Genomic DNA, 26,317 nt, shown 5'->3' on the forward strand with positions numbered 1-26,317 from the left:
TGGAGCGGGCCTTCAATTTGATGAAGCAGTGGCGAGGGCTCGCTACGCGCTATGACAAACTCGCGGTGACCTATCGAGCCGGGGTTGTGATCGCAGCGATCCTGACCTGGCTACGCATATAGGAGACGCGCCCTAGCGCAGATCCCCTACTGCCGATCTGACAAGCGAGGCCCTCCGCCGGGTGAGCGGGGCCGGGCTCCGTCGGCCGAAGCGGGTACGAAGTCTCCGAAGAAGGCGGGCTCGATCTCCGCCTGCTCGAGCAGTTCCCGGGTGCGCTTCTGCCTGGTGCGCGGTATGACCGTGAGCACGAGCCCGTCTCCTCCCGCGCGCCCGGTACGGCCGGCCCGGTGCAGATAGGTCTTGTAGTCGTCGGGCGGGTCCGCCTGCAGCACGAGATCGACGTCGTCGACGTGGATTCCTCGCGCCGCGACATCGGTGGCGACGAGCACCCGGGCCTTGCCCGATGCGAAGCGGGCGAGATTGCGCTCGCGCTTCGCCTGGCTCAGATCGCCGTGCAGGGCAGTCGCGTCGATCCCCTCCTCGGAGAAGAAATCGGCGATGCGCTCGGCATAGGCCCGAGTGCGGCAGAACACCATGATCCGTTCGGGCACCGATGCGGCGCCCGGCGGAGGGTGCTCGACCGAGACGAGTTCGAGGAGCGCCGCGTCCTTGTCCTCGCGCAGCACGATCAGCACGCGATGCTCGGTCTCGCCCGCGGCGGCCTCCTCCGCCTCGTGCGACGCCGGGTCCTTCAAGAACTCCGCGATCAACTCGGAGACGCCGCTGTCGAGCGTGGCGGAGAACAGCAGCCGCTGCCCGCCCCGCACCGTCTGGCGCAGCACGCGCTGCACCGGTTCGAGGAAGCCGAGCTCGCACATGTGGTCGGCCTCGTCGATCACCGATACGAGCACCTCGCGCAGGTCGAGCCTGCGACGGTTCACCAGGTCTTGCACGCGCCCCGGGGTGCCGATCACGATGTCGACGCCGCGTTCGAGCGCGTGCACCTGCGGGTCGAGGGGCACGCCGCCCACGAGTTGAGCCGTGTAGAAGCCGACGGATCGGGCGATCGGCTGCACCGTGCGGTCGATCTGCAGAGCGAGCTCGCGCGTCGGCGCCAGGATGAGCGCCTTGGGCTTGCGTACGGCGCGTTTGGGGGCACGATCCTGGCGCTCACCCCGTCGCGTTTTCCGCTTCGCGGGCGAGGGATCGCCGGCGAATGCACCCTCGGCCTTGAGTTTCAGGAGCCGTTCGACGAGCGCCGCGCCGAAGGCGATCGTCTTGCCCGAGCCGGTGCGTGCTCGGCCCAGCACGTCGCGGCCCGAGATCGCGTCGGGGATGGTCGCGGCCTGGATCGGGAAGGGGCGCTCGGCCCCGAGCTCGCCGAGCGTACGCACGATGTTGCCGCCGAGTCCGAGGTCGGCGAAGGTGAGCCCCCGCACATCCTCGGCGGTGGTGCGGGTCGCGTCGATGCGGGCGAGCACGGCCTCGGCGGGCTCATGAGGCCCACGGGACACGACGGGCTTGCGAAGTTCAGCGGGTGGAGCGCTGTCGGGCTTCCCCGTTTCGGGCGCCGCGCCGCGCCCCGCGCGCCGTCGGCCCTCGGCGTCGAAGGCGTAGACGCGTGCGCCGCCGTCGCGGGTGTCGGAGCGGTCCGCGCCGCGGTGCCCGCGGGCCTCCTGCCGACGCGGACTGCCGCTGGCACTCCCCCTACGGAGCGTCGGCCGCGCGCCCGACTCGGGGGTGTCTCCCTTCGGACGGCCGGTCCGTTCCTCGACGGACCGCTCCTCGGAGCGCTGCACGGAACGCGCCCCCGGACGTTTCTTGCCGCCCTTGCCCGCGCCCCGGCGCGGATCATAGTCGGCCGGAGGCTTGAAGCCGCGCTTCTTCTTCTGCGCCACGGTCAACGGCCTCCGCGCTCATCGTCGGTGTCCTCGGCCTCGATGCCCTCGGCGTCAGCGGCTGCCTCCGCGGCTTCTGCCGCTTCCGCGTCGTGCATCGCCCGGCGCAGCAGTTCGTCCCAGCCGATGAAGTCGTCATCGGCGTCGGAGCCGGCGGTCTCGGCGCTGTCGGCGTCGTCGACCTCGGCGCTGTCGGCCTCGTCGACCTCGGTGCTGTCGGTGTCGGTGCTGTCGGTGTCGGTGCTGTCGACCTCGGTGTCGCCGGTGTCGGTGCTGTCGACCTCGGCCTCATCGGCCTCGATGTCATCAGTGCGGGATCCGCCTGCGTGTTCGGCGACCTCGTCACGCTCATCGCGAAGCGGGTCGTGCTCGCCGACGAAGCCGAGCTCGCCGAGCGCGAGCGCCATCTGCTCCGTCGCCGGTCCGAGGTCCCCGTCGGGTTCGTCGCCCTGCGGGTGCCCGCCAGCACCAGCACCGGCGCCCGTTTCGTCGGTGTCATCGGCGGCGACGCGATCATCGGCGGCGCGGCCGAGGTCGGTCTGGGAGCCCCCGGAAGAGCGCCTGAGCTCGGGCGCCGCCAGCCCGGCGCGCATGAGGTTTTCGAGGATGCGCTGCCGGGTCTCGGCGTCGGCGGGTTCGAGGTGGAGCGCGGGCCGCGGAGCGAGCTCGGCGTCCACGGTGCCCTCGGCGTCCACGATGCCTTCAGCCGATGAGGCGCCCTCGACGGGTGCGGCGCCGGAGTCGGGCTCTGCGTCAACTGCGGAATCGCTATCGGCGGGCGGGGGCGTTTCACCGCCTCCGGATCCCTCGCCCTCCGTCGCCGAGACAGCGTCCCTCTCGTCACGCACCGCTGCGTCTCGCTCGTCACGCGTCGCCGAGGCGGAATGCGGCCCGGCCGAGACCGCAGCGGGGGCCGCAGCGTTGGGGGCCGCTGCGACGGGAACCGCTGCGCCGGCGAAGGCCGGTGCGACAGCGGGTAGCCCGTGCGCGGGGGTCGGAACACCACCGGCGTGCAGCTTGCCCGGCTGCTGCTGCCCGGTCTCGGCGCCGAGCCGCTCTCCCGACCGCCTGCGCGCCCGCCGCTCGCGGCCGCGCTCGCGGGCCCGCTCGACGATGTAGTAGAGCGTCGGCAGCACGATGAGCGTGAGCACCGTGGACGAGAGCAGGCCGCCGATCACGACGACGGCGAGCGGCTGCGAGATGAATCCGCCCTTGCCGGTGATGCCGAGGCCCATGGGTGTCAGCGCGAGGATCGTCGCAAGCGCGGTCATGACGATGGGGCGCAGACGCTGCATCGACCCGTGCAGCACCGCGTCGCGCAGCGCGTCGCCGCGCGCCCGGTACTGGTTCACGAGGTCGACCAGCACGATCGCGTTCGTCACGACGATGCCGATGAGCATGAGCACGCCGATGAGCGAGGCGACGCCGAGCGGGATGCCTGTTGCGATGAGCAGCAGCAGCGCGCCGGTCGCCGCGAAGGGCACCGATATGAGCAGCAGCAACGGCTGCAGCAGGCTGCGGAAGGTCGCGACCATCACCACGTAGACGATGAGGATCGCGACGAGCAGCGCCAGGCCGAGCTGCCCGAAGGCCTCGCTCTGCTGCGACATGACGCCGCCGATGCTCGCGCTCGCGCCCGCGGGCAGCTTCACCGATTCGAGAGCGGCGTCGACCTCCAGGCCCGCGGTGCCGAGGTCGTCGCCCTTCGGCAGCGCCGAGACGGTGACCATGCGCGCGCCGTCCTCCGTGCGCACGGTCACGGGCCCGTCGGCGACCTCGACGAGGGCCAGTTCGCCGAGGGGCACCGGGCCGAGCGCCGTCTGGATGGGGAGCGCGGCGACGCCGGCCTGATCGACCGGCGGCGTGCCCACCGCCAAGTAGACGGCGACGGTCGACGCGTCCATCGTGATCTGACCGATCTGCTGCGGCTGCATCTGCTGCGCGAGCTGGGCCGCGACCGCGGTCTCGCCGAGGCCCACGGCCGCTGCCGCGGCGCGGTCGACGGCGACGCGGAGATAGGGGCGCGACTGCGCGAGGTCGCTCTCCACCTGCTCGAGCCCGTCCTGCTTCTGCAGCTCGGCGAGCACGAGGTCGCTGGCCTGCGCGAGCGTCTGCTGGTCGGGCGCCGTCACCGACACCTCGATCGCGCTCGACGTGGTCACGCCGCCGCCCGAGCGGCCGAGCGAGAACTCCCCCGCATCGTCGAGCGCGTCGACCGCCTCGCGGATGCGCTCCTTCACCTCGGCCTGGTTCGCGTCGGGATCGGTGGTGAGCGAGTAGCTGATGGCGCCGTCGCCCCCTCCACCGAAGATGGCCGACATGCCATCGCCCGCGCTGCCGATCGTCACCTGCACGGTGTCGACGCCTTCGACTCCGTCGAGCGCATCCTCCACCCGCTGCACCTGCGCGAGCTGGGCGTCGAGGCTCGTTCCGGGCGCGAGGGTCTGCACGAGGCCGACCGAGTTCTGCTCGTCCTCGCCCATGTAGTTCGTCTTCATGAGCGGAGTCGCGGCCATGGTGCCGATGAACACGACCGCAGCGAGGCCCAGTGTGATCGCGGGGCCGGCCCCGCGCAGCGTCCACTCGATGATGGGGCGGTAACCGCGCTGCAGGCGGGTGGGCTTTGCCTGCTCCCCCTCCGAGACCGCCGCGGCGTGCGGGTGGCGGCGGGCTGATTCGGACGAGGGATCCCTGTCGCCCGCCTTCGCCCGGTCCGGCCGCAGGAACCAGTAGGCGAGCACCGGCACGATCGTGAGCGATACGAGCAGCGATGCGGCGAGCGCGATGGTGACGGTGAAGGCGAAGGGACGGAAGAGCTCGCCCACCATGCCGTCCACGAACGCCATCGGCAAGAACACCGCCACGGTCGTGACCGTGGAGGCGGTGATCGCGCCGGCGACCTCGCGTACGGCCTCGATGATGGTGGCGGCGCGGTCGCCGCCCGCAGCGAGGTGCCGCTTGATGTTCTCGATCACGACGATCGAATCGTCGACCACGCGACCGATCGAGATCGTGAGTGCGCCGAGGGTGAGCATGTTGAGCGTGTACTCGGCGAAGTTGAGTCCGATGAAGGTGAGCAGCACCGAGGTCGGGATCGAGATCGCGGTCACGAACGTCGCGCGGACCGACATCAGGAAGACGAGGATCACGAGCACCGCGAAGAGCAGGCCGAGCAGACCCTCGGTGGTGAGCGTATGGATGGACTGCTCCACATAGGGGGCCTGGTCGAAGATGATGCTGAGCTTCGCCCCGCCGAGCTGGTCGGAGAGCTCGTCGAGCTTCTCCTGCACCGCGTGCGACACGTCGACCGTGTTCGCCGCCGACATCTTGGTGACCGCGATCGTGAGCGCTGGAGCCCCGTTCACCCGCGAGATGCTCTGCTCGGGCCCGGGCTCGAGCCGCACGTCGGCGACGGAGCCGATCGTGGCCGTCGACCCGACGATCGGCAGCGCCGCGACGTCTTCGGGCGTGCCCACCTCAGAGCCGGCCTGGACCGCGAGCGTGCGGTCGCCCTCGGTGACCGTGCCCGCAGCCATGAGCGCACCGCTCTGCTGCAGCGTGTCGCCGATCGCCTGCGGGGCGAGCCCCTGGGCTGCGAGCGCCTCGAGGTCGGGCTCGATCGTGATCCGGTTCTCCCGCGCCCCCGTGAGCTGCGCCTCGCGCACGCCGTCGAGGTCGCTGAGTTCGGAGATCGCGACGCGCTCGACGGTCTCGGCCGCCTGTTCCGGCGTCTCGCCCTCGGCGGGAGTGACGGCGATCTGGATCACCGGGAAGTCATCGATGCTGCCCGACAGCACCTGCGGGTCGGCGGTGCTCGGCAGGAAGTCGGAGATGCGGCTGATCGCCCGCTCGACCTTCTGCTCAGTAGCCGCGATGTCGATGCCGTAGGAGAACTGCGCAACCACCATCGACGCGCCCGTGCTCGAGGTCGCCGTCGAGCTCTCGAGCTGCGGCACCCCCCTCAGGGCGGTTTCGATCGGCCCCGACACGTCTTTGTTCACGACCTCGGGCGAGGCGCCGGGATAGTTCGTGACGACCGCGATCGCCGGGAACTCCACCGACGGCATGAGCTCCTGCTTGAGAGATCCGACGCTCAGCAGCCCGAACACCGCAGCTACGATCGTGACGAGCGCGATGAGGGCGCGATTCTTCAGGCTGAGCGCCGTGAGCTGCTGCATGGCTCGATTATTCCACGGGCCTCGGACACGGCAGGGCGCGTGCAGGGCCGGGGTGGATAATGCTGGAATGCCGACACGCTCACGCCGCCGCACCCTGGGCGCGGTCTCGCCCGCCGATTTCGAGCGCCTCGCCGCCCTCCGCCGCATGCAGGGAGTCGCGGTCGCGCTCCTCCTCGGCATGGCCGTCGTCTTCGTCGTCTCCTTCGCGCTGCAGGAACGGGTGCCCTGGCTCGGCTACGTCCGCGCCGCGAGCGAGGGCGGCATGGTCGGCGCGCTCGCCGACTGGTTCGCCGTGACCGCGCTCTTCCGGCATCCGCTGGGGATCAAGATCCCTCACACCAATCTCATCGCGAGCCGCAAGGACGATATCGGCGAAGGCCTCGGCGGCTTCATCGAGGAGAACTTCCTCGCCGACGACGTCGTGCACGCCAAGCTCTCGGAGATCAGCGGGGCGCGCATGGCGGGCGAGTGGCTGGAGGATCCCTCGCACGCCGCTCGCGTCGGCGGGATGGCCGCCGACGCGATGCTCGGCGCGCTGACCGTGCTCGACGATCGCGACGTGCAGGATCTCGTAGAATCGCTCGTCAGGAAGCACGTGGTCGACCCGGAGTGGGGCCCGCTGCTCGGCCGCGCGACGGCCTCGTTCGTCGGCGGCGGCCATCATGAGGCGCTCATCGACATCGCCGCCACCCGTCTCGAGGAGTGGCTCGCCTCCCACCCCGACGCCTTCGACAGCGTGCTCTCTTCACGTCTGCCGACGTGGGTGCCGAGCATCGTCGACCGCTTCCTCGACCAGCGCCTCCACTCGGAGGCGGTGCGCTTCGCGCAGAACGTCGCGGCCGACCGCGAGCACCCCGCTCGCCTGGCGATCGGGCGCTTCCTCACCGACCTCGCACGCGACCTGCAGCACCAGGAGAAGCTGCAGCAGCAGCTCGAGGCGTTCAAGCACGAGATCTTCGACAGCCCGCGTATCCGCTCGCTCGCCGCGGCGACCTGGGACACGGTGCGGGCCGCGCTCGTCGATATGCTGAGGGACCCCGACAGCGAGCTGCGCACCCGCATGACGACCGCGCTCGTCGACTTCGGACAGCGCCTGCGCGAGGATCCCACGCTGCAGTACAAGATCGACGTCTGGGTGATGAACGTCGTCGAGCACCTGGTGCAGCGCTACCGCCATGATCTTGCGAACGTGGTCACCGAGACGGTGCAGCGCTGGGATGCCGGGGAGGCCGCGGAGAAGATCGAGCTGCAGATCGGCAAGGACCTGCAGTTCATCCGCATCAACGGCACCGTGATCGGATCGCTCGCGGGACTCGCGATCTATACGATCGCGACGCTCGTGATCGCGCCGCTCGCGCACTGAGCCGCGCCGCGCTCCGCGGCGGTCGAGCGGGCGCGGCGCTCCGCTCGAGCGAGCGCGGTCTACTCCGCGGGTCGAGCGAGCGCGGTCTACTCCGCGGGTTGAGCGAGCGAAGCGAGTCGAAACCGGCTCTTCGTCGTCGAGAGTGCAGGAGAGGCCTGTACCCGCCTGCTTCGAGTCCGTCGTGCGGTGCGAGACATCGGTCCGCACGATCGGGGTCACAGCGACTCGCAGCAGCAGAGGACCTCATGCCCGGATTGCGAAAAGCCCGCAATGCTGCAGTACACGGGGTAGGCCAGCGCTTCGGACCCCCGCTACTGCACAATCGCGAGCTTCGCACGGAAGGTGCGAGCCCCGCAGCGCAGGCTCATTCACGATGAGCCCCGAAGCCCGGGCAAGAACCCTCGATTTCGACTCGCTTCGCTCGCTCAATCGGCGGGAGGGGCTCTGCGCTGGCTCAATCAGCGGGAGGGGCTCTGCGCTCGCCCGATCAGCGGGATTTCGCGAAGCCCACGGGCAGCAGCATATCCTGCACGCGGTCGGCCGAGGCCGTGTGGTCGGCGCGCGTCGCGATCGCGCAGCGCGATTCCCGGCAGTCGAGCCCGTCGATGACGGGATCGGGCACGGTGAGCACGACCTCGAAGGTACCCGCATCGGCATCCTGGTATCCGTGCGTGGCGAAAGCGCGCCACGCCCAGTCGTCGGTCACCCAGGCGCTCGCGAGCGCGGCGCGGTCGGCGTGCCCCTCCTCGGCCCCCTCGGGAATGCCGCCGAGGCAGGGTCCCGGCTTCTCCGTCGCGCTCTCCGGGATCCCGCACACCGCAACGTATATGCCGATACCGGCATCGAAGCCGCTGCCCTGCACCACGAGTTCCTCGCCGGGCACCAGCTCGCCGAGGTCTGCGGCCGAACCGTCGGGCAGCTCGACCGACAGCATGCGGGTGCGCCCGTCGTCTCCGACGGCGCTCGTCTCCGAGACGAACTCCTCGGGCAGCTGCTGCCCCGATCCCCCCGCGCTCTGATGCGTGAGCATGGGCAGCAGCACCGCGAGCGCGGCTCCGAGCGCCAGCACGGCGATCACGAGAACCGTGATGAGCACTATCCTGAGCGGGCGCCGCGAAGTCATGCCTTCATCGTAATGGCCGCGCTCCTCGGGGGACCCGCTCATGCTAGAATCTGCTCCATACGTCTATTGAATTGGTACTGCCTCGCGGTTCACAACCGCGGGGCCTGAATGTGTAAGGGGGTCACGCATGGGGCGCGGCCGTCAGAAGGCAAAGCACACCAAGGTTGCACGGGAGTTGAAGTACAACGCTCCCAGCACCGATCTCTCCCAGCTCGAACGCGAACTCGCAGCGCAGGCCGCTCGTCGCGCCGAGGAAGACCCCTGGGCGGAGTACGCGAGCAAGTACAACGACGAAGAGGACGAAGACTAGACCTCTCCCGTCGCATCACGCGAAAGGCCCCCTCCGAGAAGGGGGCCTTTCGCGTGCTCGGGTTCAGCCCTGCTTGCCCTGCGCGGCGACCGCCGCGGCTCCCGCGGCTGCGGCCTCGGGATCGAGGTAGCGCCCCTTCTCGACGGCGGCGCCGTTCTCGTCGATCTCGTAGACGAGCGGCATGCCGGTCGGGATATTGAGGCCCGCGATGTCTTCGTCGGAGATGCCCTCGAGGTGCTTGACGAGGGCGCGCAGCGAGTTGCCGTGCGCGGTCACCAGAACGGTCTTGCCCGCGTTCAGATCGGGCACGATGGCGTTCTCCCAGTACGGGATCATGCGCTCGATGACATCTTTCAGGCACTCGGTGCGGGGGATCTCGCCATCGATGCCGACGTAGCGCGGATCGTTCGCCTGCGACCACTCGCTCGAGTCGTCGAGCGGCGGCGGAGGCGTGTCGAAGGAGCGGCGCCACTCCATGAACTGCTCCTCGCCGTACTTCTGCAGGGTCTCGGCCTTGTCGAGCCCCTGCAGGGCACCGTAGTGGCGCTCGTTGAGACGCCAGGAGCGCCGCACCGGGATCCAGAGGCGGTCGGCGCTGTCGAGCGCGAGGTTCGCGGTCTGGATCGCGCGGCTCAGCACGGAGGTGTGCAGCACGTCGGGCAGCACACCGGACTCGGCGAGCAGCTCGCCGGCCCGCGCCGCCTCGCTGCGTCCCTGCTCGGTGAGTCGCACGTCGACCCATCCGGTGAAGAGGTTCTTCTCGTTCCAGTCGCTCTGCCCGTGGCGCAGGAGGATCAGCGTGTTCGTCATGTGCACCAGTCTATTGGCGAGGGATCCCTCACGCACCCGCGCAGCCCGCCGCGCCCGTGATCTCAGAGGCGCTTGAGGCGCGGGATGTCGCGCGTCGCTCCGGCGTCAGCCGGCACGATGACCTCCTGCGTCGCGGCGATGACCTCGCCGACGGCACCCCCCGGGTCGGCGCCCTCCGGCCCGCCGCGCACCTCCAGCGCGGCATCCGCGGGAACGGAGCGCTTGAGCAGCGCCAGCGCGATCCCTCCCCACTCGTAGTGCAGGGCGGCGCGCGTCACGCGCCCCACCGGCCGCGCCTCGGGGTCGGCCGCCTGCCCCTCCCGGAACACGAGCGCCCCGGCGACCGGCAGCTCGCCGGCGGAACCGTCGAGGTGCAGCATCGCGAGCCTCCGCGGAGGGTGCCCCAGGTTGTGCACCTTCGCGACGGTCTCCTGTCCGCGGTAGCAGCCCTTGTTCAGGTGCACGGCGGTGCGCAGCCAGTCGAATTCGTGAGGGATCGCGCGCTCGTCGACATCGGCGTGCTGCGCCGGCCGCCAGGCGCGCACCTCGAGCGCTTCGAGGGCGAGCAGCCCCGAAACGCGCACCGCTCGCGATTCCACGAGCGAGGCGAGCCCCGCGAGTTCGGAGCGCGGAAAGACGAACTGCACCGCCGCCCACTCGGCACCGGCGTGCTCGCCCCGCGCATACTGCACGCCTCCGGGGGCGACCGCCGACCAGGGATCCCTCCATTCGGCGACGGGCCCGGCCGCGCGCATGGCGTCCGCGGCGCCGCCGGCTCCAGCGGCATCGAAAGCGAGCACGGCGGCGTAGTCGCCCGAGAGGTCGCGCACCTCGACGCGCAGCGCGAAGCGCATCCGGTTCAGGAAGGCGGCGAGCGGTTCGGCCGATCCCTCATCGACCAGCAGCCAGCTCGTCTCGCCATCGTCGACCAGCCTGATGGCGCGCTCGATGCGCCCGTTCGGGTCGAGCAGCATGGTCTCGACGCTCTCGCCCGCGGCGAGGCCGGTGAGCCGCTGACTCGTCATCGAGTGCAGCCAGCTGAGGCGGTCGACGCCCGTGACCGCGACGATGCCGCGGTGCGACAGGTCGACGATCGCCTCGCCCGATTCGAGCGTTCGCTGCTCGGGCAGCGGGGATCCGTAGTGCGCGGCGACGCCCAGGTCTTCGGCCTCTACCGCTCCGGGGAGCGCGAGGAAGGGGTTCACCGTGTACACCGCGCAGGCTCGAGCGGCGTCTCCGCCCGCGGGGCGAGCAGCGGCGCCGCCTTCATCGGGTCGCTCAGCGCTGGCCCTTGAAGAGCTTGTAGATGACCGTGCCCGAGACCCACGCGATCGCGATGGAGGCGAGGCCGAGCAGCCCGAGGAAGAAGAGTTCAAGCGCGAGAAGCATGCTTCGATCCTATCAGCACGGTCAGACGGCGGGCAGGAGCAGAGCGACGATATCGATCACGCAGATCACCACGACGGAACCCGCGACGCTGAAGGCGGTGCGGGTGATGAACCCTTCGCGCTGCGCCGTGCCGAGCTGCAGCGCGAACGTCACGAGCGTCGAGGCCCCGATCGCGAACGCGAGCCACGAGAAGCGCCCCTCGTCGGGCACGAGCACCGTGACGAGCACCCCGATCACGGCCGCCACCGCCCAGGCGATGATGAGCCTCGGCACGTGCCACGAGTGCGCGTCGGGCATCTCGGGCGCCTCGTCGGGGGTGGTCTCGCTCATCCCCTCATCTTCGCACATCGGCGAGGGATCCCGCCGAGCGTCGCCCCGCACCGCGCGCACCGCCCGCTCCCCCGCCGCCCGCACTCAGAACGCGGCGATGCCCGTCAGCTCGCGTCCGATCACGAGCTGGTGCACCTCGTCGGTGCCCTCGTAGGTGCGCACCGACTCGAGGTTCGCCATGTGCCGCATCACCGGGAACTCCGAGGTGATGCCGTCGCCGCCGAGGATGGAGCGGCAGGTCGACGCGATCTTGATCGCCTCGCGCACGTTGTTGAGCTTGCCCACCGAGATCTGGCCGTAGGTGAGGCGCCCCGCGTCCTTGAGGCGGCCGAGGTGCAGCGCGAGCAGCAGTCCCTTCTCGTACTCGACGAACATGTCGGCGAGCTTCGCCTGGATGATCTGCTTCGAGCCGATCGGTGCGCCGAAGACCTCGCGCGACTGCGAGCGCGATACCGCGGCCTCGAGGCACGAGCGCGCAGCGCCCATGACGCCCCAGGCGATCCCGTAGCGCGCCTCGTTCAGGCACTTGAAGGGCGAGGAGAGCCCCTTCGAGCCGGGCAGGATCGCGTCCGCGGGGAGGCGCACGTCGGTGAGTTCGATCTCGCACTGCAGCGAGGCGCGCATCGAGAGCTTGTTCTCGATCGCGCGGGCCTCGAAGCCGGGGGTGTCGGTCGGCACGATGAAGCCGCGCACCACGCCCTCCTCGTCCTTCGCCCAGATCACGCCGAGCTGCGCGACGGTCGCGAGGCCGATCCACCGCTTCCTCCCGTTGAGCACCCACTCGTCGCCCTCGCGACGCGCGGTCGTGAGCATGGTGTTGGGGTCGGAGCCGCCCTGCGGCTCGGTCAGCCCGAAGAAGCCGATGGCCTCGCCCCGGCCCATCGGCGGCAGCCAGCGCTGCTTCTGCTCCTCGCTGCCGAACTTGTAGATGGCTCCCATGGCGAGCGATCCCTGCACCGACAGCGCGGTGCGGAAGCCGGAGTCGACCGCCTCGAACTCCATCGCGACGAGCCCGTAGGCCACGGACGACGCGCCCTTCAGGCCGTAGCCGTCGAGGTACATGCCGAAGGCGCCGAACTCGCCGACCTCGGGCAGCAGCTCGGCGGGCAGTCGGCGCTGTTCGAAGGCCTCGTCGATGATGGGCGCGATGCGGGTCTGCGCGAACTCGCGGGCGCGGAGCTGCCAGTCGCGCTCCTCCTCGGTGACGAAGTCGGAGACGTCGAAGAGGCGGTCGATAGTGGTCGTCATGGTCGGGTCCTCCGGTTCGGGTGAGGGGTCGGGCGGCGTTCTGGTCGCGGGAGGCGAGGGATCGGGCCGCGTCAGCGGGTCAGCCAGTCGGCGCCCTCGTGCTCGCCGAGGGCGGGCGGCGGTGCCGAGTAGCGGGCGGGCGTGGCCGAGAGGGAGATGGGCGTGGCGATCGAGCGCAGCGCGCGGGATTCTCCGTCGGGGCCGGTCGCCTCGGTCTCGGCGACGGGGTCGAGGCCGAGCGAGGCCGCGAGCTCGATCGCCTGGGAGACGGTGTTGACCCGGCCCGCGGGAACGTTCGCGGCCGTGAGCGCGTCGATCCACTCCGCCGCGGGGCGCGAGACGAGGCGGGCCTCGATGCGGGCCCTGAGCTCGGCGCGGTGCGCTACGCGCGAGGGATTGTCGGCGAAGCGCGGATCGGCTGCGAGCCCAGGCTCCCCCAGTACTTCGCAGAGCCGCGCGAACTGACCGTCGGTGCCGACGGCGAGCGCGATCGCCTGGTCGGCCGCGGCGAAGGTCTCGTAGGGTGCGATCGAGGGGTGGGCGTTGCCCATGCGTCCCGGTGAGACGCCGGTCTCCAGGGTCGACGAGGCCTGATTGGCGAGTGCCGAGAGCAGGGATCCGAGCAGCGTCACCCTGACGTGCTGCCCGCGCCCCGCGGTCGGAGAGTCGGCCGAGTCCCTCGCGCGCAGGGCGGCCTGGATGCCGATCACGGCGTTGAGTCCCGTCAGGATGTCGACGAGCGCGACCCCGACCTTGGTGGGTTCGCCGCCGTCGGCGTCGGCGCCGCCGGTGATGCTCATGAGCCCGCCGACCGCCTGCACGAGCAGGTCGTAGCCGGGCAGGTCTCTGCCCGCGGTATCGCCGAAGCCGGAGATCGAGCAGTAGACGACGCCGGGGTTCTCCTCCGCGATCGCCTCGTAGCCGAGGCCGAACCGCTCCATCGTGCCCGGCTTGAAGTTCTCGATGACCACGTCGGCGGTAGCGGCGAGTCGCTGCGCTCGGGCGCGGTCGTCTGCATCGCGGAGGTCGCAGACGACCGAGCGCTTGCCGCGGTTCACCCCGGCGAAGTAGGTGCTCTGTCCCACGGCGTTGACGGGCGGTCGCCACTGCCGGGTGCCGTCGCCCTCGGGGCTCTCGATCTTGATGACGTCGGCACCGAGGTCGGCGAGGATCATGGTCGCGTGCGGCCCCGCGAGCACGCGCGAGAAGTCCGCGACGCGGATGCCGGCGAGCGCGCCCCGGTTCGTACTGTCGCTCATGCCCTCAGACTATGGGTTCCGCGAGGGATCCCTCGCGGCCGTTCTGCACCGCGAGTGCACCGCGCACTGTGCAAGAATCTCAGCGTGACCACGCTCTCCGAACTGCTCGCCCTGCCAGACCTCGGACTGCGCCTCGTGCAGGCCGGGCCCGACGATCCCGAGCTCAGCTGGGTCTCGATCACGGAGTTGCTCGACCTCGGCGCGTACCTCGACGGCGGCGAGGTGATCCTCACGACCGGGCTCGCGCTCGGCTTCGACGACGAGCGCTGGCACGATTTCGTCGCAGGCCTCGGCCGCGCGCGCATCGCCGCGATCGGCTTCGGCGTCGGCATCAACCACGACCGCATCCCACCTCCCCTCGTGCGGGCGGCGAGCGCCTACCGGGTCGCGCTCTTCGAGATCCCGCTGCCCACCCCCTTCATCGCCGTGAGCAAGGCGGCTGCGGCCCTCCTGCGCGCCGACGAGCTGCGCGCGGCCCGCGCCGCGCTCAGCGCGGGGCAGCGCATCCTCGACTCGGCGAGGGGCGAGCGGGAGCCGGCCGAGATCCTCGCGAGCATCGCGCAGGCGACCGGCAAGCAGCTCGGCCTCACCGGCACCGACGGCTCGCTGCTGGCGAGCACCGGTGGCTTCGGACGCAGCCGCGACGCCGAGACCGAGCGCATCGCCCTCGACCCCGAGGGCGCGCTGCACCTCGTCGTGGCGGGCGACGCACCGCTCACACCCGAGGGCCGCTCGGTGATCGCGGCAGGTGCGATGGTGCTCGGGCTCGGGCTGCGCGGCGATCGCGCCGACGAGGCCCGCGAGCGGGAGCGCTGGGAGCGCCTCGCGGACGGGATCCTGTCGGGAAGACTCGCGCCGCGGTCCCTCGAGATCCTCGCACCTGGCCTTGCCCCTCCCCAGCGAGTGCGCGCACTCGCCCTGCAGGGCGCGGCCGAGGACGTCGCCGACTGGCGCCGCCGCCCGCGCACGGGCCTCGACCGTCTCGTGTCGCCCGAGCAGGACAGGCCAGGCGAAGCGAGCGCACTGCGGCTCGCGTGGCAGCTCTGCCCCGACGCGGAGGATGCCCTCGCGCGCGCCCTCGAGGCCGCGGCGGCGCATGGCCTCGACGCCGTCGTCGGCCGCTCCGCCCGCATCGAGGACGCAGCGCTCAGCCGGCGCTCGGCGCGACTGCGGCTGCGATCCCTGTCGCCGACGGCCCCGCTCTACGCTTCACCGCGCGAGCCCTCCGTGGTCTGGGCCGACCGCGATGCTCCGCTGCTCGAGGCGCTGCTCGCCGGTGTCGGGGGCGGCGGCGCGGGCGAGGGATCCGGCAGCGGGGAACCGGGCGGCGAGGCGCTGAGCGCGAGCGTGCTGGGGCCGCTGTCACGGTGGAGCGAGGCGCGGGAGGCGGCCATCGACGCCGACGGCGGTTCGAGCGGGGACGGCGGGGCGGATCCCTCGCCCTCCGCATCGGAGCGGGAAGCGCTCCGAGCCACCCTGCGCGCGGTGTTCCTCTCGGACGGACAACGGGGGCCGGCCGCGAGTGCGCTCGGCATTCACCGCAACACGCTGCGCGACCGTCTCGTCCGCATCGAGCGGTTGACCGGCCGTTCGCTCGCGGACGCCGACGACCGCGCCGAGCTGTGGTTCGCACTGCGGCTCGAAGACCTCGCGGGCTGAGCGCAGCGCTATTCAGCTGCTGCCTGTTTGATCTCCCGGTGCGGCTCGTGCAGATCCTCGAGGGCATCGTCGATCTTGTCGTGCAAGAAGTCGTCGACGAGCTTGTCGACACTGACCGCCTCATCGGTGCCCGGGATGATCTCCATGCGGATGCCGGTTTCCGAAGCCTTCTTCTTCTCCATGGCATCACCATATCCCTGTTCCCGCGGCTGAGCGAAGCGCGCACCGCGAATCGTCGACGGAAGAGGGATCGGCTCCGCCCGGGCATCACCTATGCGGCCCGGGCGAGCCGGGCCGCACCCGTGCGACGGCAATCGCCTGGGCATCGCGTGAGTATCCGCGCATATGCAGCGGCCCGCAGGGCGCACCCGGTAGCGTGAAGGGCAGCGAACGGCGACCGCCCTTGGCTTCACCGAGCCGCCCGGGCGACTCAGACAGAGACCAGGTGCCGCGCATGCCGACCAGTCGCCCTTCACCGCCGACCGCCCTCGCGGGGGCAGGACCGCTGCGGCCGACGCGCGCCCGCCGCGAGGACTTCCCGCCGATCGCGAAGGCCTACACCAGGGTATCCGAGGTGGTGCGCGAATCGGGGCTGCTGCGACGCGCACCGTGGTTCTACGCCTCGGTGGCGGCTGTGCTCGTGCTGGCGCTCGGCGGAGCGACAACCGGTTTCGTGCTGCTCGGCGCCAGCTGGTTCCAACTGCTCATCGCCGCAGCACTCGGCATCGTCTTCACGCAGATCGCCTTCCTCGCCCACGAGGCGGCGCACCGTCAGATCCTCTCGCTCGGCCCCGCGAACGATCGGCTCGCGCGGGTGCTGGCCGGCACGATCGGCATGAGTTACTCGTGGTGGGACTCCAAGCACTCGCGCCACCACTCCAACCCGAACCGTGTGGGGAAGGATCCGGATATCGAGGTCGACACCATCTCGTTCCTCGAGGAGGACGCGGCTTCGGCCAGAGGGCTGCGGCGGGCGATCACGAGGCGCCAGGGGTGGCTCTTCTTCCCGCTGCTGACGCTCGAAGGGCTCAACCTCCATTACCAGAGCTTCAAGCACCTGTTCGGTCGCGGCCCGGTGAAGGGGCGCTGGATCGAGCTGGGGATCATCGCGGCGCGCTTCGCAGTGCTGCTCGTCCCCGTGTTCCTGCTGCTGCCGACCGGCATGGCCTTCGCGTTCGTCGGAGTGCAGCTCGCCGTCTTCGGCGTCTACATGGGCGCCTCCTTCGCGCCGAACCATAAGGGCATGCCGGTCATCGCGCACGACGCGAAGCTCGACTTCTTCACCAAGCAGGTGCGCACCTCGCGCAACATCCGCGGAGGATGGTGGGCGACCTGGCTCATGGGCGGCCTCAACTACCAGGTCGAGCATCACCTCTTCCCGAGCATGGCGCGGCCCCACCTCGCGAAGGCGCGCCAGATCGTGCGCGAGCACTGTCGCACGCTGGGCGTGCCCTACACGGAGACGTCGCTGTGGCGCTCCTACGCGATCGTCGTCGCCTATCTCAACCGCGTGGGGCTCGCCGCGCGCGATCCCTTCGAGTGCCCGATCGCGGCACGGTACGGCCGCTGAGACCGGAGCGAGGCGCATTTTGCGTATGAGCATGAGTATCCGGGGGTGCGCTGCGGCGGCATGACGACCACTATTCTGGTGCCGATCCCACACCTTGCACCTCGGAGGAATCAATGAAGATCATGACTCGAATCGCTGCCGGTGCGCTGGCCATCGGCTGCATCGCCGGGGCCGGTGTCGCGACCAGCGCGGCTCCCGCCGAGGCCCTCACCACGAAGGCGTACAGCATCAGCCGCTCGACGGGCTCGGCCTGCTCCGACGCGCTGAACAGCGCGATGCGGGTCAAGCGCGTGATGGGGTTCCGCGTGCACGACGTGAAGGGCTGCACGCAGTGGCCGGGCGGGGGCTACTGGAACGCCTCCTTCCTCTACTCCTGGTAGTCGCAGAGCCGCGGTGCGGCGCCTCCGGTCGCGTCTGACCAGAGCCGATCTTCCCTGATCAGTTCAGGATGAACTGGACCGTGTCGGTGCTCGTCGCACCGCCGGCCGCTACGGCGAGGTGGTAGGACGCGCCGCCCGCGGCGACGGGCTCGCGCGGCACCTCGCAGGTGTCGGGCGTCGAGCGCGTGCGGTCCCACTGCACCGTGTCCGTGGTGAGGGGCTTGCCCGGATCGAGGATGACGGCCTGGTTCGTCGGATCCTTCTGGCAGTCGACGGACCGCCACACCTGGTCTTCGCCGCTCGTGATCGTGAAGGTCATGCCAGCCGTACCGAGATCGGCCGTGCAGGCGTCTGCGCCCGTGTTCTCGACGCTCAGCGAGAGCAGCGGCAACTCGCCCTCGGCGTAGGCCGTCTTGTCGGTGATCGGCGTGACGGTGATCTGCTCGGCGGAGCACGCCGCGGGCGCATCGCCCTCGGCCGGCTCGGCGTCTCGGGGCAGGTCGTTCGGCACCTCCACCTGCGCGCTGTCGCGTGCGCCGCCGCTCGATCCCGGCTTCACGAAGACCAGCACCACGACCGCGACGACCGCGAGCAGCACCGCGAGCACGGCGATGCGCCTGCGGATGTAGACCTTGCGGTCCTTCGGGCCCACGGGGTTGCGCAGCGCATCAAGCCTGTTCGCCCGGTCGCCCTCACCATCGGGGGTATCTCGCGGCTTCGACATGCCGCCAGCGTATCCTCCGATCGGCCGCTACAGCCACTTCAGCATGCGCGTGTTGCCGAGCGTATTCGGCTTCACGCGCGCGAGGTCCAGAAACTCCGCGACGCCCTCGTCGTTCGAGCGCAGCAGCTCGGCGTAGACCTCGGCCGCGACCAGCTCGGCGTTCTCGCTCACCTCTTCGAAGCCGTGCCGCGAGAAGAAGTCGGTTTCGAAGGTGAGGCAGAACAGCTGCCCGAGACCCAGCTCGAGCGCGCGCTCCGTGAGCGCTTCGAGCAGGCGGTGCCCCACGCCGCGGCCGAGCCACTCCTCGGATACGCCGAGGGTGCGCACCTCGCCGAGGCGCTCCCACATGACGTGCACGGCGCCGTAGCCGATCACCCGGTCCTCCGCGTCGACCGCGACCAGGAACTCGGGCACCGCCGCGTAGAGGTCGACGAGGTCCTTGCCGAGCAGGATGCGTCGCGAGACCAGCGGCTCCATGAGTTCCACCATGCGGGGCACGTCGTCCGTGCGCGCGCTGCGGATGCGGATGTCGTCGGTCCTGTCCATCCGTCCAGCTTAGACGCCGCGCCCCGGCTGCGAAGACCGCTCACGTGGGCGCGCGGGCAGCCGTGCCGGGAGCCCCACCTCCCTCAATCGGCGACATCGTCGCGCAGCAGAAGGGGCACGCTGCAGAAAAGCAGCGGGCCCCTTCTGTTCGCTCGGAGAGCGCGTCTACTCGGTCGCGCCCGGCGTCGCGGCGGTCGAGGCGACCGCCGCCGCGGAGGAGGCCGACGTCGCGCCGTGCGCCTTCTCCGAGTTGCGATCGGTCTCGAAGGTGAACTCGCCATCCACGAAGTCGACCTTCACCAGGTCGCCCGCCAGCAGCTCGGCGCCGAGGATGCGCTCGGAGAGGCGATCCTCGATCTCCCGCTGCATCGCGCGGCGCAGCGGACGCGCGCCGAGCGTCGGGTCGTAGCCGATCTCGGCGAGGCGCTCGCGGGCCGCCTGCGAGATCTCGATGTGCATGTCGCGGTCGAGCAGGCGATCCTTCAGCTGCTTCACGAACAGGTCGACGATCTGCAGCAGCTCGGGCTTGGTGAGCTGCGGGAACACGATCGTGTCGTCCACGCGGTTCAGGAACTCGGGCTTGAAGTGCTTCTTCAGCTCCTCGTTGACCTTGCCCTTCATCGACTCGTAGCCGACCGAGGTGTCGCCCTCGAGCTGGAAGCCGACGGGGCCGCCCGCGATCGCCGACGAACCGAGGTTCGTCGTCATGATGATGACGGTGTTCTTGAAGTCGACCACGCGGCCCTGACCGTCGGTCAGACGCCCCTCTTCGAGGATCTGCAGCAGCGAGTTGAAGATGTCGGGGTGGGCCTTCTCGATCTCATCGAAGAGCACGACCGAGAACGGCTTGCGGCGCACCTTCTCGGTGAGCTGGCCGCCCTCCTCGAAGCCCACGAACCCGGGGGGCGCGCCGAAGAGGCGCGACACGGTGTGCTTCTCGCCGTACTCGCTCATGTCGAGCGAGATCAGCGCGTCCTCGTCGTCGAACAGGAACTCGGCGAGGGCCTTCGCGAGCTCGGTCTTGCCGACGCCGGTGGGACCGGCGAAGATGAACGAGCCCGAGGGGCGCTTCGGATCCTTGAGGCCGGCGCGCTGACGGCGGATCGTCTTCGCGAGCGCCGAGATGGCCTCGTTCTGGCCGATGACGCGCTGGTGCAGCGCCTCCTCCATGAACCGCAGTCGCGAGGTCTCCTCCTCGGTGAGCTTGAACACCGGGATCCCGGTGGCCTGCGCGAGCACCTCTGCGATCAGTCCTTCGTCGACCTCCGCCTTGGTCGCCACGTCGCCCGAGCGCCACTGCTTCTCGAGCCGCAGGCGCTCCGCGATGAGCTTCTTCTCCTCGTCGCGCTTGCCTGCGGCCTTCTCGAAGTCCTGCGCCTCGATCGCCTGCTCCTTGTCGGCGCGCACGACCGCGATCTTCTCGTCGAACTCGCGCAGCTCGGGCGGGCTCGACAGGATCGACAGGCGCAGGCGCGCGCCCGCCTCGTCGATCAGGTCGATGGCCTTATCGGGGAGGAAGCGATCCTGCACGTAGCGGTCGGCGAGGTTCACGGCGGCGACGATCGCACCATCGGTGATGGAGACCTTGTGGTGGGCCTCGTAGCGATCCCTCAGCCCCTTCAGGATGTTGATCGAGTGCGGCAGCGACGGCTCCGCGACCTGGATCGACTGGAAGCGGCGCTCGAGCGCGGCATCCTTCTCGAAGTGCTTGCGGTACTCGTCGAGTGTGGTCGCGCCGATGGTCTGCAGCTCGCCGCGGGCCAGCATCGGCTTCAGGATGTTGGCCGCGTCGATGGCACCCTCGGCCGCACCCGCGCCGACGAGGGTGTGGATCTCGTCGATGAAGATGATGATGTCGCCGCGGTTGCGGATCTCCTTGGTGACCTTCTTCAGGCGCTCCTCGAAATCGCCGCGGTAGCGGCTGCCCGCGATCATGGACGACAGGTCGAGCACGTAGACCTGCTTGTCCTTCAGCGTCTCGGGCACCTCGCCCTTGACGATCGCCTGGGCCAGGCCCTCGACGACGGCGGTCTTGCCGACGCCAGGCTCGCCGATCAGCACGGGGTTGTTCTTGGAACGGCGAGAGAGGATCTGCATGACCCGCTCGACCTCTTTCTCTCGCCCGATCACCGGGTCGAGCTTGCCCTCGCGGGCGGCCTGGGTGAGGTTGCGGCCGAACTGGTCGAGCACCTGCGATCCCTTGGTCTCGCCCTGCTGCTCGGGGGCGCCGACGGTCGCGCTCTCCTTGCCCGCCTGGTAGCCGGAGAGCAGCTGGATGACGGTCTGGCGCACGCGGTTGAGGTCGGCGCCGAGCTTCACGAGCACCTGGGCCGCGACGCCCTCGCCCTCGCGGATGAGACCGAGCAGGATGTGCTCGGTGCCGATGTAGTTGTGGCCGAGCTGCAGCGCCTCGCGCAGGCTCAGCTCGAGCACCTTCTTGGCACGCGGGGTGAACGGGATGTGCCCGGCGGGCGGCTGCTGGCCGGTGCCGATGATGTCGGTCACCTGGGCGCGCACGGCGTCGAGCGAAATGTCGAGCTGCTCCAGCGCCTTCGCGGCGACGCCCTCCCCCTCGTGGATCAGGCCGAGCAGGATGTGCTCGGTGCCGATGTAGTTGTGGTTGAGCATCTTCGCCTCTTCCTGGGCGAGCACAACCACCCGGCGGGCGCGATCGGTGAATCTCTCGAACATCTTCCGTAACCTCCTGGGGCCGGGGTCGCACGGTGGGTGGCGGCTTCCGGCCGATGCATCAAGGCTACGGGCAGATGAGGGATCGGTGGGGCGTGTTCGCCGCAGGCGTGACCGACGCTTGACAGCTCGCCGCCCGACCTGCAAACTTATCGAAAAGCGATAATAACGAATATCGATAAGGAGTGATCATGAACGCGTCGCCCACACCCGGCTACCGCCCGACGCCCGGAGATCGCGTCAGCATCGCGATCTTCATGATCGCCGGCATCGCGATCGTCGTCTGGAGCGGCATCGCCGCCGCCGGGCGCATCATGCAGGTGCTGCTCGGCGAGAGCATCCCGGCCACCGCACGCTTCATCGGAGTGAGGATAGAGGTACCGATCGGGCCGGACGACTCGAACGTGCCCATGCTGCTGGACTCCGCGACGGTGACCGCCACCCACCTCAGCCCGGCGGGTTTCACCGCCGCGATCATCGCGGCGGTGTTCGGCTTCGGCACCATCGTCGCCGTCGTCACCTGTCTCATGCTGCTCGCACGCAATACCCTGCGCGGCAGGATCTTCGGACGGAGCAACACCCGTCTCGTCACTGCGGCTGGCATGACCGCGCTCGTCGGCTTCGGCCTTGCGCCCGTCTTCGACGGCATGGTCTCGAACGACATCGTCTCGAAGCTGGCCGATGACGACTTCCACGGCTACGCGGTGCTCACCGCAGAGCCCCTCCCCTTCGTACTCCTCGCCTTCGCGTTCGGCATCGTCGCAACCGCCTACACCGTCGGCAGCCGGCTGCAGCGCGAGACCGAAGGCCTCGTGTGAGCCCCGCCGAGCCCGAGGAGGGGCACGCGGTCCACTGCCGCCTCGATGAACTGCTCGCCGAGCGCGGCATGACACTCACCCAGCTGAGCGAGCGCGTCGGCGTGAGCCTCGTCAACCTCTCGGTGCTGAAGAACGACCGCGCCCGCGCGATCCGCTTCTCGACGCTCACCGCCATCTGCCGCGCGCTCGACTGCGAGGTCGGCGAACTGCTGCGCGTCGAGGGAACGGGGTGAGGGATCCCTGCCGCAGGGATCCCTCACCCGACCGTGTCTACTGCGCCGAGGGCGCCTGGTTCGGCTGCTCGGGGGACGCCTGCTGGCCCTGCGCGAGCGGTTCGATCACCACGGCGGTGCCGTAGGCGCAGAACTCGGTGAAGTTGCCGATGGCGCCCGAGTCGAAACGCATCGCGACGACGGCGTTCGCGCCGCGCTGCTGCGCCTCGGTCCACATGCGCTGCATGACCTCCCAGCGCGACTCGTAGATGACCTGCGTGTACTCGGTCATCTCGCCGCCGCCGAGCGAGCGGAAGCCGGCGGTGAAGTTCTGGCCGAAGTTCGCCGAGCGCACGGTGAGGCCCATGACCTCTCCGAGCACCTGCGTGATCCGGTAGCCCGGGACATCGTTGGTCGTGACTGCGAACATGTGCGCCTCCTGAAATCGAGGGTGCTGACTGCATCCGGAACCAGGCTAGTGGGTTCCACGGACACTAGCTCAGAAACCTCGACACGTACGCACCGAACTCGGCGTCGGTGAACCGCCCGTTCGCGTGCATCGTGTTGACCTGCCGCAGCAGGGTGAGCAGCGCGGCGTCGGTCTCGTCGAGTTCGATCGGTTCGCCCTCCAGCACCGCTTCGGGGGTGACCTCCACCCCTCGCGTGGGAGCGATCGTGACCCCGCGGCGAGCCCGCCGAGATGCAGTTCGATACCGGCGAGTTCGAGTTCGCGGGCGATCTCCTCCACCTCGATGACCGACACCCCGCTGTCTTCGCCGCGGGCGACGAAGACGAGGTCGAGGAGGCGGACGCCCCCATCCCCGACCGTCGCGAGCAGCGCCTCGACGATGTCGCGCGCGACCTGCGAACGGTCGAAGCCCATCACCAGGTACTCGGCCGGCCCGAAAGCGTCTGCGTTCACGCCGCCCCCTCTTCTCCGAACAGGGCGCCGTCGACGGCGCTCGTGAGCACTCGCGCCGCGGCCAGCGCCTCGGGGTCGGCCGCGCGGGGGTCGGTGTCGAGCACCGTGAAGTCGGCGAAGAGCCCGGGCGAGAGCGCGCCGATCTCGTGCTCGCTGCGCAGCTGCCAGGCCGCGTTCGAGGTGTGCGCCCTGAGCGCATCGGCACGGGAGACGGGGCTGCCGCCGTCGAGACGACGGCCGGTGCGCGAGGTGCGGGTCTCGGCGACCGCCATGTTGCGCAGCGGTTCGCACGGCGTGACCGTGCCGTCGTTGTGGAAGGTGGCGCGGTGCCCGGCGGCGAAGGCCGCGCCCGCGTCGGCCCACGCGGCGCCGCGTTCGCCGAGGAGGTCGTCGATGAGCACATCTCCCCAGTAGGTGATGTGGTCGACGAAGAGGCTGACCGTGACGCCCAGCTCGCGGGCGCGGGCGAACTGCTCGGGTCGCATGAGGCCGGCATGCTCGATGCGGAAGCGATGATCTCTCAACCCGAACCGGGCGATGAGCTGCTCGTAGGCATCGAGGGTGCTCGTGATCGCGACGTCGCCGTGCGCGTGGCAGGCGAGCTGCCAGCCCTCCCCCGCGTACTGCGCACCGATGTCGACGAGCTGCTCGGTCGTGTAGTTCGCTGTGCCGACGTGGCCGGGTTCGAGGCCGAGGGCGCGTGTGGCCGGGGTGTCGAGATAGGGGAACGAGGTCGCGATGTTGCCCACCCACGGCGAGCCGTCGCACCACACCTTGACGCCGACCTGCCTGCACCACGCGTCGCCGTTCTCGAGCGCGACCGTGGCACGCGCGCCCGGCGCCGACATCTCGTAGCCCCGAATGCGCAGCGGCAGACGGCCGGTGACACGCAGACCCCGTGCGACGGGGTCGAGCGCGCGCTGCCAGGTGAGGTCGCCGACGGTCGTGATCCCTCGCCTCCGCAGATCGAGGAGGTAGCTCGCGAGCAGTTCGGGCATGCGCCGTTCGAGGACACGCATCACGGGGCCCGCGAGCCGGAAGACGGCGGCCGTCTCGAAGGCGGTGCCGTCGAGTTCGCCCGATGCGTCGCGCCCGAAAGAGGCCCCGGCCGGGTCGGGCGTGCTGCGGTCGACGCCCGCGGCGCGCGCGGCCGCCGTGTTGAGGTAGAGCGAGTGGCCCGAGTTGTTGACGATGATGAGCGGCGTATCGTCCGCGAGCGCATCGAGATCCGCGATGCTCGGGGCGGTGAGACCGCGCTGCAGCAGCGGATCCCAGCCGTTCGCGAAGACCCACTCCGGCCGTTTCGCGAGCGCCGCCCTGATGCGCGCCCACACCTCGTCGGCGTCTTCGACCACCACCGGGCGGATGTCGACGACGTCGGCGCTGAGCTGCATCGCCGCCTCCGACGGGTGCCCATGCGGTTCGATGAGGCCGGGCACCGCCCAGCCCTCGCCGAGGTCCAAGGCCCGTGCGCCCGCGGGCGCCGGCACATCCTCGCGAGAGCCGATGGCGACGATGCGCCCGCCCTCGACGAGCATCGCCTCCGCGACGGCATCGGGGTGCGAGGGATCGAGATCCGTGCGCACGAAACGGCCTGTGTAGCGAAGCCGAGCCTGAGGCACGCCTTCTCCTTTCATCGACGGGCGGCCGTCGGCCATTGAAATTAGGTATCCGAAAGCGGGAGGAGGATACCTCACGCTATCCGCACGATCGAGGGCGAGCGGCCCCGATACGCGAAAAACCACCCGCCGAGCACCCCTCACTCCCACCCGCTGATCGAGCGAGCGGGTGGCCGCTCGCTCGATCAGCGGATGTCGCTCGTCAGGAGTCGATGCGACGACGGCGCATGGTGACGATCATCACCGCCGCACCTGCGACGAGCAGCGCAGCCGCGCCACCGACGAAGAGAGCCGCGTGGTCCGCACCACCGGTGGAGGCGAGAGACTTCGGCGAGCCGGAGACGGTGCCGGATCCCTTGCCGCCGTCAGGCGCGCCCGTCACCGAGAACGAGCCGGTCAGCGTGACGCCGCCGCAGGTGACGGTCACGTCGTAGTCTGAATTGGCCTGGTTTGAGTTCCGATCTTTATACAAGGATGGAACTACGATGCCAAGCAAATATGACCCTGAACTTCGCCAGCGCGCACTTCGGATGCTCGCCGAAGCCCGCCCCGAGCACGAGTCGCTGACCGCGGCCTGCCGACACGTCGGTGGGCTCCTCGGAGTGAGCCCGGAGACGCTGCGCGTGTGGCAGCGCCGCTACGACATCGATATCGGCGCGAAGCCTGGCACCTCGATCGATATGGCCCAGGAGAACCGGCGGTTACGCCGCGAGGTGAGCGAGCTCCGTAAGGCCAACGAGGTACTCAAAGCCGCGAGCGTATTTTTCGCGAAGGAACCCGACCGGCCACGAACGAAATGATCAGATTCATCGACGAGTACCGTGATCGTTTCGGGGTCGAGTTCCTCTGTCGTACGCTGCGTGCGGCAGTTCGTGGGTTCCTCACCTCCCGCGGATACCGGGCCGCGAAAGCCCGGTCGGCCTCAGCCAGGCAGCTGCGCGACGAGTTGCTCCTCCCTGAGATCCGGCGGCTCCACGCGAAGCACTACAGCGTGTACGGGCGCCGGAAGATGCATGCCCTGCTGAAGCGTGAGGGGTGGAAGATCGGCCGCGACCAGACCGAGCGTCTGATGCGGCTCGCCGGCGTGCGCGGGGTACGGAAATCAAAGCGCGTGTTCACCACACGCCCCAACAAAACGGCGGCACTGCCTGCCGATCTCGTCAACCGGAGATTCGCCGCTGACGGGCCGCGCAAGCTCTGGGTGTGCGACGTGACCTACGTCGCCACCTGGTCTGGGTTCGCCTATGTCGCGTTCGTCACTGACGTGTACT

The 26,317-nt window shown here is 70.0% G+C and carries 25 protein-coding genes; 9 read left to right on the plus strand and 16 right to left on the minus strand.

Annotated elements, in window-relative coordinates; genetic code table 11:
- Window positions 1–146: 146 nt before the first annotated feature.
- Window positions 147–1,898: a DEAD/DEAH box helicase gene (locus J4H91_RS13810; RefSeq protein ID WP_208046834.1), complete on the minus strand. Its 1,752-nt coding sequence runs from the start codon at window positions 1,896–1,898 to the stop codon at window positions 147–149.
- Between the two features lie 2 nt (window positions 1,899–1,900).
- Entirely contained in the window at window positions 1,901–6,076 is a 4,176-nt protein-coding gene (locus J4H91_RS13815; protein ID WP_208046835.1) for an efflux RND transporter permease subunit, read from the minus strand.
- A gap of 67 nt (window positions 6,077–6,143) precedes the next feature.
- Between J4H91_RS13815 and J4H91_RS13820 the strand changes: the two genes are divergently transcribed.
- Complete coding sequence (locus J4H91_RS13820) at window positions 6,144–7,439, plus strand: DUF445 domain-containing protein (RefSeq protein ID WP_208046836.1); 1,296 nt, start codon at window positions 6,144–6,146, stop codon at window positions 7,437–7,439.
- 487 nt (window positions 7,440–7,926) lie between these two features.
- On the opposite strand, the gene J4H91_RS13825 is transcribed toward J4H91_RS13820, so the two are convergent.
- Window positions 7,927–8,562 (minus strand): hypothetical protein, encoded by a 636-nt coding sequence (locus tag J4H91_RS13825; protein WP_208046837.1) that lies wholly within the window; start codon window positions 8,560–8,562, stop codon window positions 7,927–7,929.
- Between the two features lie 127 nt (window positions 8,563–8,689).
- Between J4H91_RS13825 and J4H91_RS13830 the strand changes: the two genes are divergently transcribed.
- Window positions 8,690–8,872 (plus strand): DUF3073 family protein, encoded by a 183-nt coding sequence (locus J4H91_RS13830; protein WP_208046838.1) that lies wholly within the window; start codon window positions 8,690–8,692, stop codon window positions 8,870–8,872.
- A gap of 63 nt (window positions 8,873–8,935) precedes the next feature.
- Here the strand turns inward: J4H91_RS13830 and J4H91_RS13835 are convergent, their stop codons facing one another.
- From J4H91_RS13835 to J4H91_RS13855, 5 genes are all read right to left on the minus strand, one after another.
- Window positions 8,936–9,682, minus strand: coding sequence for a phosphoglyceromutase (locus J4H91_RS13835; RefSeq protein ID WP_208046839.1), 747 nt, complete (start codon window positions 9,680–9,682; stop codon window positions 8,936–8,938).
- Window positions 9,683–9,744: 62 nt separating this feature from the next.
- On the minus strand, window positions 9,745–10,887 hold the full coding sequence (gene ygfZ, locus J4H91_RS13840) for a CAF17-like 4Fe-4S cluster assembly/insertion protein YgfZ (protein WP_208046840.1): 1,143 nt from the start codon (window positions 10,885–10,887) through the stop codon (window positions 9,745–9,747).
- A 205-nt stretch (window positions 10,888–11,092) separates the two neighbouring features.
- On the minus strand, window positions 11,093–11,401 hold the full coding sequence (locus J4H91_RS13845; protein ID WP_208046841.1) for a hypothetical protein: 309 nt from the start codon (window positions 11,399–11,401) through the stop codon (window positions 11,093–11,095).
- Between the two features lie 84 nt (window positions 11,402–11,485).
- Complete coding sequence (locus J4H91_RS13850; protein ID WP_208046842.1) at window positions 11,486–12,649, minus strand: acyl-CoA dehydrogenase family protein; 1,164 nt, start codon at window positions 12,647–12,649, stop codon at window positions 11,486–11,488.
- A gap of 71 nt (window positions 12,650–12,720) precedes the next feature.
- Window positions 12,721–13,908 (minus strand): CaiB/BaiF CoA transferase family protein, encoded by a 1,188-nt coding sequence (locus tag J4H91_RS13855; RefSeq protein WP_208046843.1) that lies wholly within the window; start codon window positions 13,906–13,908, stop codon window positions 12,721–12,723.
- Window positions 13,909–13,992: 84 nt separating this feature from the next.
- Between J4H91_RS13855 and J4H91_RS13860 the strand changes: the two genes are divergently transcribed.
- Entirely contained in the window at window positions 13,993–15,567 is a 1,575-nt protein-coding gene (locus J4H91_RS13860) for a PucR family transcriptional regulator ligand-binding domain-containing protein (RefSeq protein WP_208046844.1), read from the plus strand.
- Between the two features lie 8 nt (window positions 15,568–15,575).
- On the opposite strand, the gene J4H91_RS13865 is transcribed toward J4H91_RS13860, so the two are convergent.
- A complete protein-coding gene (locus tag J4H91_RS13865; RefSeq protein WP_208046845.1) occupies window positions 15,576–15,749 on the minus strand; it encodes a hypothetical protein in 174 nt (57 codons plus the stop codon).
- Between the two features lie 272 nt (window positions 15,750–16,021).
- On the opposite strand from J4H91_RS13865, the gene J4H91_RS13870 reads away from it, so the two are divergent.
- Both J4H91_RS13870 and J4H91_RS13875 read left to right on the plus strand, forming a co-directional pair.
- The gene (locus tag J4H91_RS13870; protein ID WP_208046846.1) at window positions 16,022–17,137 is read left to right on the plus strand and encodes a fatty acid desaturase family protein; all 1,116 of its coding nucleotides are present in this window, start codon (window positions 16,022–16,024) and stop codon (window positions 17,135–17,137) included.
- Window positions 17,138–17,259: 122 nt separating this feature from the next.
- Complete coding sequence (locus J4H91_RS13875; RefSeq protein WP_208046847.1) at window positions 17,260–17,517, plus strand: hypothetical protein; 258 nt, start codon at window positions 17,260–17,262, stop codon at window positions 17,515–17,517.
- Between the two features lie 58 nt (window positions 17,518–17,575).
- Here J4H91_RS13875 and J4H91_RS13880 read toward each other — a convergent pair whose 3' ends face one another.
- The 3 genes from J4H91_RS13880 to J4H91_RS13890 form a co-directional block, all read right to left on the minus strand.
- Window positions 17,576–18,241, minus strand: a complete 666-nt coding sequence (locus tag J4H91_RS13880; protein ID WP_208046848.1) for a hypothetical protein — start codon at window positions 18,239–18,241, stop codon at window positions 17,576–17,578.
- Window positions 18,242–18,268: 27 nt separating this feature from the next.
- Window positions 18,269–18,787, minus strand: coding sequence for an amino-acid N-acetyltransferase (locus tag J4H91_RS13885; protein WP_208046849.1), 519 nt, complete (start codon window positions 18,785–18,787; stop codon window positions 18,269–18,271).
- Between the two features lie 165 nt (window positions 18,788–18,952).
- Window positions 18,953–21,478, minus strand: a complete 2,526-nt coding sequence (locus tag J4H91_RS13890) for an ATP-dependent Clp protease ATP-binding subunit (RefSeq protein ID WP_208046850.1) — start codon at window positions 21,476–21,478, stop codon at window positions 18,953–18,955.
- Between the two features lie 188 nt (window positions 21,479–21,666).
- Here J4H91_RS13890 and J4H91_RS13895 point away from each other — a divergent pair, with 188 nt between their 5' ends.
- Both J4H91_RS13895 and J4H91_RS13900 read left to right on the plus strand, forming a co-directional pair.
- Window positions 21,667–22,293 carry a hypothetical protein gene (locus J4H91_RS13895; RefSeq protein ID WP_208046851.1) on the plus strand — a complete coding sequence of 209 codons (627 nt, stop codon included), beginning with the start codon at window positions 21,667–21,669 and terminating at the stop codon, window positions 22,291–22,293.
- Window positions 22,290–22,526, plus strand: a complete 237-nt coding sequence (locus tag J4H91_RS13900) for a helix-turn-helix domain-containing protein (RefSeq protein WP_208046852.1) — start codon at window positions 22,290–22,292, stop codon at window positions 22,524–22,526. Before J4H91_RS13895 ends, J4H91_RS13900 begins: the two co-directional genes overlap by 4 nt.
- A gap of 37 nt (window positions 22,527–22,563) precedes the next feature.
- On the opposite strand, the gene J4H91_RS13905 is transcribed toward J4H91_RS13900, so the two are convergent.
- From J4H91_RS13905 to J4H91_RS13920, 4 genes are all read right to left on the minus strand, one after another.
- The gene (locus tag J4H91_RS13905) at window positions 22,564–22,935 is read right to left on the minus strand and encodes a YbjQ family protein (protein WP_208046853.1); all 372 of its coding nucleotides are present in this window, start codon (window positions 22,933–22,935) and stop codon (window positions 22,564–22,566) included.
- A 64-nt stretch (window positions 22,936–22,999) separates the two neighbouring features.
- Entirely contained in the window at window positions 23,000–23,161 is a 162-nt protein-coding gene (locus J4H91_RS13910) for a hypothetical protein (protein WP_208046854.1), read from the minus strand.
- A 262-nt stretch (window positions 23,162–23,423) separates the two neighbouring features.
- On the minus strand, window positions 23,424–25,049 hold the full coding sequence (locus tag J4H91_RS13915; RefSeq protein ID WP_341783560.1) for an amidohydrolase: 1,626 nt from the start codon (window positions 25,047–25,049) through the stop codon (window positions 23,424–23,426).
- Window positions 25,050–25,248: 199 nt separating this feature from the next.
- Complete coding sequence (locus J4H91_RS13920; RefSeq protein ID WP_208046855.1) at window positions 25,249–25,473, minus strand: LPXTG cell wall anchor domain-containing protein; 225 nt, start codon at window positions 25,471–25,473, stop codon at window positions 25,249–25,251.
- 58 nt (window positions 25,474–25,531) lie between these two features.
- On the opposite strand from J4H91_RS13920, the gene J4H91_RS13925 reads away from it, so the two are divergent.
- Both J4H91_RS13925 and J4H91_RS13930 read left to right on the plus strand, forming a co-directional pair.
- Entirely contained in the window at window positions 25,532–25,846 is a 315-nt protein-coding gene (locus J4H91_RS13925; RefSeq protein WP_208046856.1) for a transposase, read from the plus strand.
- Window positions 25,843–26,317, plus strand: a 475-nt coding sequence (locus tag J4H91_RS13930) for an IS3 family transposase (RefSeq protein WP_208046857.1), incomplete at its 3' end; no start/stop codon positions are given. The genes J4H91_RS13925 and J4H91_RS13930, both read left to right, overlap by 4 nt.

This window comes from Leucobacter ruminantium (assembly GCF_017565705.1).
Lineage (GTDB): Bacteria > Actinomycetota > Actinomycetes > Actinomycetales > Microbacteriaceae > Leucobacter > Leucobacter ruminantium.

What these genes read in the sequence shown, in the direction of transcription:
- J4H91_RS13815 (WP_208046835.1), bottom strand. Translation starts at nt 6,076, where the DNA reads ATGCAGCAGCTCACGGCGCTCAGCCTGAAGAATCGCGCCCTCATCGCG.
- J4H91_RS13820 (WP_208046836.1), top strand. Translation starts at nt 6,144, where the DNA reads ATGCCGACACGCTCACGCCGCCGCACCCTGGGCGCGGTCTCGCCCGCC.
- J4H91_RS13825 (WP_208046837.1), bottom strand. Translation starts at nt 8,562, where the DNA reads ATGACTTCGCGGCGCCCGCTCAGGATAGTGCTCATCACGGTTCTCGTG.
- J4H91_RS13830 (WP_208046838.1), top strand. Translation starts at nt 8,690, where the DNA reads ATGGGGCGCGGCCGTCAGAAGGCAAAGCACACCAAGGTTGCACGGGAG.
- J4H91_RS13835 (WP_208046839.1), bottom strand. Translation starts at nt 9,682, where the DNA reads ATGACGAACACGCTGATCCTCCTGCGCCACGGGCAGAGCGACTGGAAC.
- J4H91_RS13845 (WP_208046841.1), bottom strand. Translation starts at nt 11,401, where the DNA reads ATGAGCGAGACCACCCCCGACGAGGCGCCCGAGATGCCCGACGCGCAC.
- J4H91_RS13850 (WP_208046842.1), bottom strand. Translation starts at nt 12,649, where the DNA reads ATGACGACCACTATCGACCGCCTCTTCGACGTCTCCGACTTCGTCACC.
- J4H91_RS13855 (WP_208046843.1), bottom strand. Translation starts at nt 13,908, where the DNA reads ATGAGCGACAGTACGAACCGGGGCGCGCTCGCCGGCATCCGCGTCGCG.
- J4H91_RS13865 (WP_208046845.1), bottom strand. Translation starts at nt 15,749, where the DNA reads ATGGAGAAGAAGAAGGCTTCGGAAACCGGCATCCGCATGGAGATCATC.
- J4H91_RS13870 (WP_208046846.1), top strand. Translation starts at nt 16,022, where the DNA reads ATGCCGACCAGTCGCCCTTCACCGCCGACCGCCCTCGCGGGGGCAGGA.
- J4H91_RS13875 (WP_208046847.1), top strand. Translation starts at nt 17,260, where the DNA reads ATGACTCGAATCGCTGCCGGTGCGCTGGCCATCGGCTGCATCGCCGGG.
- J4H91_RS13880 (WP_208046848.1), bottom strand. Translation starts at nt 18,241, where the DNA reads ATGTCGAAGCCGCGAGATACCCCCGATGGTGAGGGCGACCGGGCGAAC.
- J4H91_RS13885 (WP_208046849.1), bottom strand. Translation starts at nt 18,787, where the DNA reads ATGGACAGGACCGACGACATCCGCATCCGCAGCGCGCGCACGGACGAC.
- J4H91_RS13890 (WP_208046850.1), bottom strand. Translation starts at nt 21,478, where the DNA reads ATGTTCGAGAGATTCACCGATCGCGCCCGCCGGGTGGTTGTGCTCGCC.
- J4H91_RS13895 (WP_208046851.1), top strand. Translation starts at nt 21,667, where the DNA reads ATGAACGCGTCGCCCACACCCGGCTACCGCCCGACGCCCGGAGATCGC.
- J4H91_RS13905 (WP_208046853.1), bottom strand. Translation starts at nt 22,935, where the DNA reads ATGTTCGCAGTCACGACCAACGATGTCCCGGGCTACCGGATCACGCAG.
- J4H91_RS13925 (WP_208046856.1), top strand. Translation starts at nt 25,532, where the DNA reads ATGCCAAGCAAATATGACCCTGAACTTCGCCAGCGCGCACTTCGGATG.